General features: G+C 58.7%; 4 protein-coding genes and 2 pseudogenes. 3 read left to right on the forward strand and 3 right to left on the reverse strand.

Annotation, left to right across the window (positions count from 1 at the left end; translation table 11 throughout):
* A partial coding sequence (locus G6N73_RS34245) for a hypothetical protein (RefSeq protein ID WP_206079248.1) occupies window positions 1–732 on the forward strand: 732 nt, incomplete at its 5' end.
* A gap of 263 nt (window positions 733–995) precedes the next feature.
* Here the strand turns inward: G6N73_RS34245 and G6N73_RS38935 are convergent.
* Window positions 996–1,408, reverse strand: a pseudogene (locus G6N73_RS38935) (autotransporter outer membrane beta-barrel domain-containing protein).
* Window positions 1,409–1,993: 585 nt separating this feature from the next.
* On the opposite strand from G6N73_RS38935, the gene G6N73_RS34260 reads away from it, so the two are divergent.
* Window positions 1,994–2,437, forward strand: a complete 444-nt coding sequence (locus tag G6N73_RS34260; RefSeq protein WP_165034327.1) for a hypothetical protein — start codon at window positions 1,994–1,996, stop codon at window positions 2,435–2,437.
* A gap of 517 nt (window positions 2,438–2,954) precedes the next feature.
* On the opposite strand, the pseudogene G6N73_RS34265 reads toward G6N73_RS34260, so the two are convergent.
* Window positions 2,955–3,342: pseudogene (locus G6N73_RS34265) on the reverse strand (IS110 family transposase); the annotation flags it as partial.
* A gap of 201 nt (window positions 3,343–3,543) precedes the next feature.
* On the opposite strand from G6N73_RS34265, the gene G6N73_RS34270 reads away from it, so the two are divergent.
* Window positions 3,544–5,994: a sensor domain-containing protein gene (locus G6N73_RS34270; protein WP_343044842.1), complete on the forward strand. Its 2,451-nt coding sequence runs from the start codon at window positions 3,544–3,546 to the stop codon at window positions 5,992–5,994.
* A 75-nt stretch (window positions 5,995–6,069) separates the two neighbouring features.
* Here the strand turns inward: G6N73_RS34270 and G6N73_RS34275 are convergent.
* Window positions 6,070–6,190: ATP-binding protein (locus G6N73_RS34275; RefSeq protein WP_246252800.1), on the reverse strand; the 121-nt coding region annotated here is incomplete at its 5' end.

The raw sequence follows: 6,190 nt of genomic DNA on the forward strand, positions 1-6,190 counted from the left end.
GGACCGCGGGAGCCCCGGCGCAAACGGACGTTGCCGATCGTGGAAAGTCATCGAGCGGCTCACTGGTACAAACCCAAGGAGATAGAAACGATGTCCCGCAAAACCGCAGTGCTTGCGTCCTCGGTCGCAGTCTTGATGTCCATCAGCATGTTAAGCGCCGTCGCCACACACGCCGAATCCTACAAGGCCCACCTGACCGCACTTAACGCCGACCAGATCGGATCGGCGGCCGAAGGCGACGCAACCTTTGAAATCGTGGGGGATAATCTGGAAGTCCATATCAAAATGAACGGTGTGCCCGCCACCATCGAGCACTGGGAACATTTCCACGGTTTTCCCGACGCGACGAATGCGACCTGCATCACCCCCGATCTGGATGCAAACAAGGACGGATTTCTGGATCTTGGCGAGACCGAGCCCGTTTCCGGCACGACGATGGTGCCTTTCAACGACAAGCCCGAGGAAATGAATATCCCGACCCACACCTATCCACATGCTTCAGCCATGGGCGACTTCGAATATTCGAAAGTCGTCCCGCTTAAGCAGCTTTCGGAGACTTTCGGCAAGGTCTACCAGGGCGGCTTGATCGACCTGGACAAGCGGGTGATCTATGTTCACGGCGTTCCAAGCGATTTCGGTTTGCCAGCCACGGTCGGATCGCTGGGCACAGTTCCATCCCATGTCACCATCCCGATTGCCTGCGGGAAGATCGAGAAGGAAAGCGGATATTAATACCGGGGGGCGCGAGCGGAAGCAAACCACCGTCGCTCGCGCCTTTTTCTCAATGATTTGGCCCTTCACCGCCGCGGAACACAGCCTCAATGTTATGTTCGTCGGGATCGATGACAAAAGCCGCAGAATAATTGTCATCGTAATGGGGCTTGAGGCCTGGCCCGCGATTGATCGGACTTCATCGGCGGCGTGGCACTCTCGACCTGCGTCACTTGGCCACTACGTGCTAGGACGGGCAGCCGCTCAGACCACGGTCATAACGCCTAGAACTTCACCGTGAGATCCGCCCTGAAGCCGTGATCCTGTGCACCGTCGCCGATCTGGCCGAAATAGGAGACGCCAAGGGAGGCCTTTTCGGTGAGACCGAAATCAACTCCAGCCTCGAGCACCAGGGCATCCTCGGCGATGGGTGTTCCGGCAATCGTGAATGGGTCGCTTCCGGCGAACGCGAAACTGGACAATGGCGTGACGTCACCGAAGGCATGGCGCCAGCCGACCATGCCACTTGCCGTCGCCTGGATCGTTCCAACGCAAAGCCCGTCGAGGCGCGCAGCCCCAGGGTGGTGAAGGTCACGTCCGTGTCGGAACTCGGGCTCGCAAATGCGGCGGCACCACCCTTCTCGCTGAAGCCGTCGGTGTGGACAAACACGATGTGCCGCCCGAGCTTCTGGCGCACATATCGCCGCTGGGCTGGGGGCACATTTTACTGACTGGCGAGTATCTATGGCCGAAGGAGCAGAACGCCTAGGTGTCCTTTCGCCCCCTACCGGAGCCGACCCATCCACATGAGCATCCCGGCTAAACGATTCGCCCACTGTCAAACGTAGTCGCTGATCGTGCCGCCTTTTTGATGATCGATTTGGGGCCCTCGGCGGTCTTTACTCGCTCGCATACCGCAGGCGAAAAGGAACCTTGCAATGGCGACGACAAGTTCCGAACCGGCAGGCGATTTAGAGATACCTCCGCCGGGCGGCCGCACGCAACTGGCAGCTGCATCTCTCTCCCATCATAAAAGGTTCACGGGACTGCCAACGGAGGCCGAAGGGGATGGTCAAGCGAGTGACCCAACCGAGCAAGTGATCTCCTTTGGTCTCTTCCGACTACTCCCCGCACGACGGCTGCTGCTGGAAGGTGACCGGATCGTCCGTATCGGCGATCGCGCTCTCGATCTCCTGACGGCGAGTTCCACTGGTGCAGTGTAGCCGGGGCAAACGATGGCCGCACGATCTGCCTTTTTGTCCCGCCTCGGAGTTTCTAGGCCATGACAATCCATCAGACCTCATTCCGCCCCGTTATCGTAGGCCACGGCCCCAAGGCCGTCATACGCCTTCATGAGCGTATCGAAGAACTGGAGGAAGAAAACCGCCAGCTTCGCGACAGCATGGCGCAACTAACCGGTCAGAACGATCTGGCCTCGGCGCGTTCCGTTTTCGACTTCACGGAATCCGAAGGGCGTATTTTCGTCATGCTGCTTCATTGCGGCAAGGCTGAGTACGGAGCCTTGCAAGATGTCGTCTATTCGGAAGCACAGTTGCTTGAAGCCGACATGCCGCGCGAGGCCATACGGACCCACATTAAGCGTATGCGCCGGAAGATGCGCCGGTACGCTCTCGACTTCAAAACGATCTACAGCCTCGGCTACGAGATGTCGGAGGACATGCGGCATCGCGCGCGGGCTCTCATCAAGCAGGCCGTCACTGCATGACCTACGACGCGCAGGACGACGCCCGCAAGAGCTATGAAGCAGCGATAGAGGCCAAGCGCCTCCGGGGCGATACGCATCATCCGACGAAGCCGCGCGTGATCTGCTGGTTTTCCTGCGGTGCTGCCAGTGCTGTCGCTACCAAGATGACACTTCGGGAGCATGGGCCGCGCCGACAGGCTCTCCGGCGATGTGTGGATAGGCGAACTGCGGCCTACCGCAATGAAGGAGCTACTCATCAGAGATAGCCGCGACCGGCGCGAGGCATGGCCTGAACCTCGTTCGAAGGGCTCGCCGTCCCCAACGAGGGTGAGCGACCGATGAATGGTAGTCGAGGTAAGGCGAGGCGTTACGCACCTGCGCAGCGATGGACATTGCGTCGTCTTCCCAGCGAGGGCAGTACGATCTGGAGCCGAATGTCAACTTGAAGCACGGCCGAACCATGCCGACCGCAGCGCTCGGTCACAACCTCTCGAATCTAATGCGCGGGACCCATACCTTCGTTGAGGACTTGATCAGCCTGTGTGCGCTGCCGCACCAACAGATCGCGGGCCCGAAATACGACCGCGCTCGCCTGCTGTTCCTCGCTCTTCACGGCGACAAAGCGCATCGTCGGCCGCTGAGCGGCCTCGCAGATCGCTTCGGCGTCGGCGGAATCGTTCTTCTGCCGCTTCACATAGGCTGGCGGTATCAGGCGAACCGTGTGGCCGAGCTTGCCGATCTCACGCGCCCAATAATGCGCACGGCGCAGGCTTCCATGGCGACCAGGCAGGCCGGCTGCTTAGCGAAAAACGTAAGCACCTGCCACGCCGCAGCTGTTTGCGGAAAACGACAGCACCGGAAGCATCGGCCCCATGCACCTGAAACACATTCTTCGCCAAATCAAATCCGATCGTGCTAAGATTCATTTCGGACGCCTCCTCTGTTGTGGCGGTTAAACACCTACCACCTTGGCACATCGATGCCGTCGAGGGGCGTCCACCCCATCAGAACCTTTTAATCATAGCTAATATCATTCTTGGTTCGTTGCGGACAAATATGGGTTGTTGATATACAACCGTTGGTTCTTCACACACGGGAGATGTGGAATGTCGTGTTCAGAGTTTCCTGTGGAACTGGTGACCGGGTCCTTCTCCAAGGACGATGCTGACGCCGTGCGCTTGGTGCTCGACGCAGTGCCGCATCCGATATTCTTGAAGGATGATCAATCCCGCTTCGTCGTGCTAAACCGAAACATGTGCGACTTCATGGGTCATTCTTATGAGGAATTGGCTGGCAAGACGGATTACGACTTCGTCCCGAAGGAACAGGCGGATGTGTTCCGGCAGGTTGATCGGTTGGTGCTGGAAACCGGAGAAGTCAATGAGAACGAGGAGGTCATGCTGGGGCCGGACGGGGAAATCCGTACCCTCGTGACGCGAAAGGCGCGGGCGTCGCTGCCGAATGGCGCTCGCTTCATTGTCGGCTGTATTTCGGACATCACCAAGTTGAAGCAGCACGAAGCTTCGCTGCAGCTGCTGTTCGAACAAAATCCGGTCCCCATGTGGGTGTTTGATAGAGCCAGCTTGCGGTTTTTGGCAGTCAACCAAGCTGCCGTCGAGCATTATGGCTACACCCGCGAAGAGTTTCTTTCCAAATCCATCCTTGAAATCAGGCCGGCGGACGATGTCAAGGCATTCCTCCAGGTGCTCGGCACAGGCGAGGGCTCGTACCGCACCGGGCGTACATGGCGCCACATCAAGGCGGACGGCAGCCTGGTCGACATCGTCGCCTACGCAAAGGAGATTGAGTATGATGGCCGCCCAGCCTTCATGGTTGCGGTTGTCGACGTGACGGAGCGCAAGCGGGCTGAGGACGACCTGCGTCGCACCAGAGAGTTCCTCGACACGGTAATCGAAAACATTCCCGTCATGCTCTTCGCCAAAGAGGCGCGGGAGCACCGCTATGTCCTCATCAACCGGGCGGGTGAGGAACTGCTTGGCATCCCGCGCGAAGAGCTGATCGGCAAGACTGATTCCGACCTCTTTCCGCCAGAAGAGGCCGAGTCGTTCGTGGTTCGTGATCAGCAAGCGTTGCGTTCCGATTCCGTCCAGATAGCCGAGGAAGAGCAGATCCACACGCAGGACAAGGGCATACGGGATCTCGTAACGCGACGGCTCGCGGTGGAAAGCCATGACGGAAAGTCGAAATATGTTCTCGCGGTGGCCGAGGATGTGACCGAGCGCAAGCGAGACGCGGCGCGGATCGCCCATTTGGCCACCCACGACGGGCTGACGAATTTGCCCAACCGGACAGCACTCGTCGAGCGTCTCGAATTCACGCTCGAGCGGGCGACATCCGGCAGGGAATCCTTCGCTGTGGTGCGCGTCAACGTGGACGGGTTCAAGGAAGTGAATGATGCTTGCGGCCCCGGGGTAGCGGATGCGCTGCTTCGACAGATAGCTGCACGGCTGAGAGCAAGCGCGGGAAAGCACTTCCTTGCGCGCACCGGCGACGAGTTCACAGCTATTGTTGCTGATGGCCCGCATCCGGAGACAGCAATAGCGCTCGCTGACCGCCTGCTGGCAACTATCGCCGACGTCTTTGATGTCGATGGCCGCCAATTGCACGTCGGTCTGAGCATCGGTATCGCCTTCTTTCCCGATGACGCGGTTGATGTCACATCCCTCTTGAGCAACGCTCATGCAGCGCTCGATCGCGCCCGGGCCGACGGGCATGGCGTTTTCCGCATGTTTGAGGCGGATATGGATCGCAAGTTGCGTGAACGCCGCGCACTTGAGAAGGACTTGCGTTCGGCTCTAGCAAACGGCGAGTTGTTCCTGCACTACCAGCCGCAGGCGAACGTATCGGGTCAGATCGTTGGGTTCGAAGCCCTGCTCCGGTGGTCCCACAAAGAACGAGGCATGATTCCGCCTGCGGAGTTCATTCCCCTGGCCGAAGAGAGCGGATTGATCGTGCCAATCGGCGAATGGGTGCTGCGCGAGGCCTGTCGGGAGGCGGCGTCATGGCCGAACACGATCCACATCGCCGTCAACCTCTCTCCCGTGCAATTCCGCCAAGGCGATCTTCCCGGCATGGTGCACTCGATTCTGTTGCAGTCGGCGCTCGATCCGACGCGGCTGGAGCTGGAAATCACAGAAAGCGTGCTGTTCGACGACTTCTCGCGGGCAAGTTCAATCCTCCGGCGCCTCAAATCAATTGGGGTAAAGATCGCGCTGGACGATTTCGGAACAGGCTATTCCTCGCTTTCCTACCTCCAGTCTTTCCCCTTCGACAAAATCAAGATCGACAAGTCATTCGTTTGGATGCTTCAGCAGAATCCGCAATCGGCGGCTATCATCCGCGCCATTGTCGGGCTGGGCCGAGATCTCTCTATGCACATTGTTGCCGAAGGCGTCGAAACGCTCGACCAGCTGAGTTTTCTTACGGAAGAGGGCTGCGGTGCTCTGCAGGGATATTTGATCGGAAGGCCTTACCCGATCGAGCTATATGCGAAGGAAGTCGGAAAATGCGCACCGTCGTCAAGTGTAGCGAGTCTGTTGATTTCCATTAGGAACTGACCCGGCATTCCACCGAGAACTGACCCCCCTTCATGTATGTTTCGGTTCTGTGGTGACGGTCAAGGTTCTGGTTTTCTACTTCGCTTTTTTGGGCTCGTGTGCGGAACTGTTCTTGAATCGGAAGCTGTCGTTTCCGGTTTCGAGGATGTGGCAATGATGGGTCAGCCGGTCGAGAAGCGCGGTCGTCATCTTGGCG

This window comes from Allomesorhizobium camelthorni (assembly GCF_011045125.1).
Lineage (GTDB): Bacteria > Pseudomonadota > Alphaproteobacteria > Rhizobiales > Rhizobiaceae > Allomesorhizobium > Allomesorhizobium camelthorni.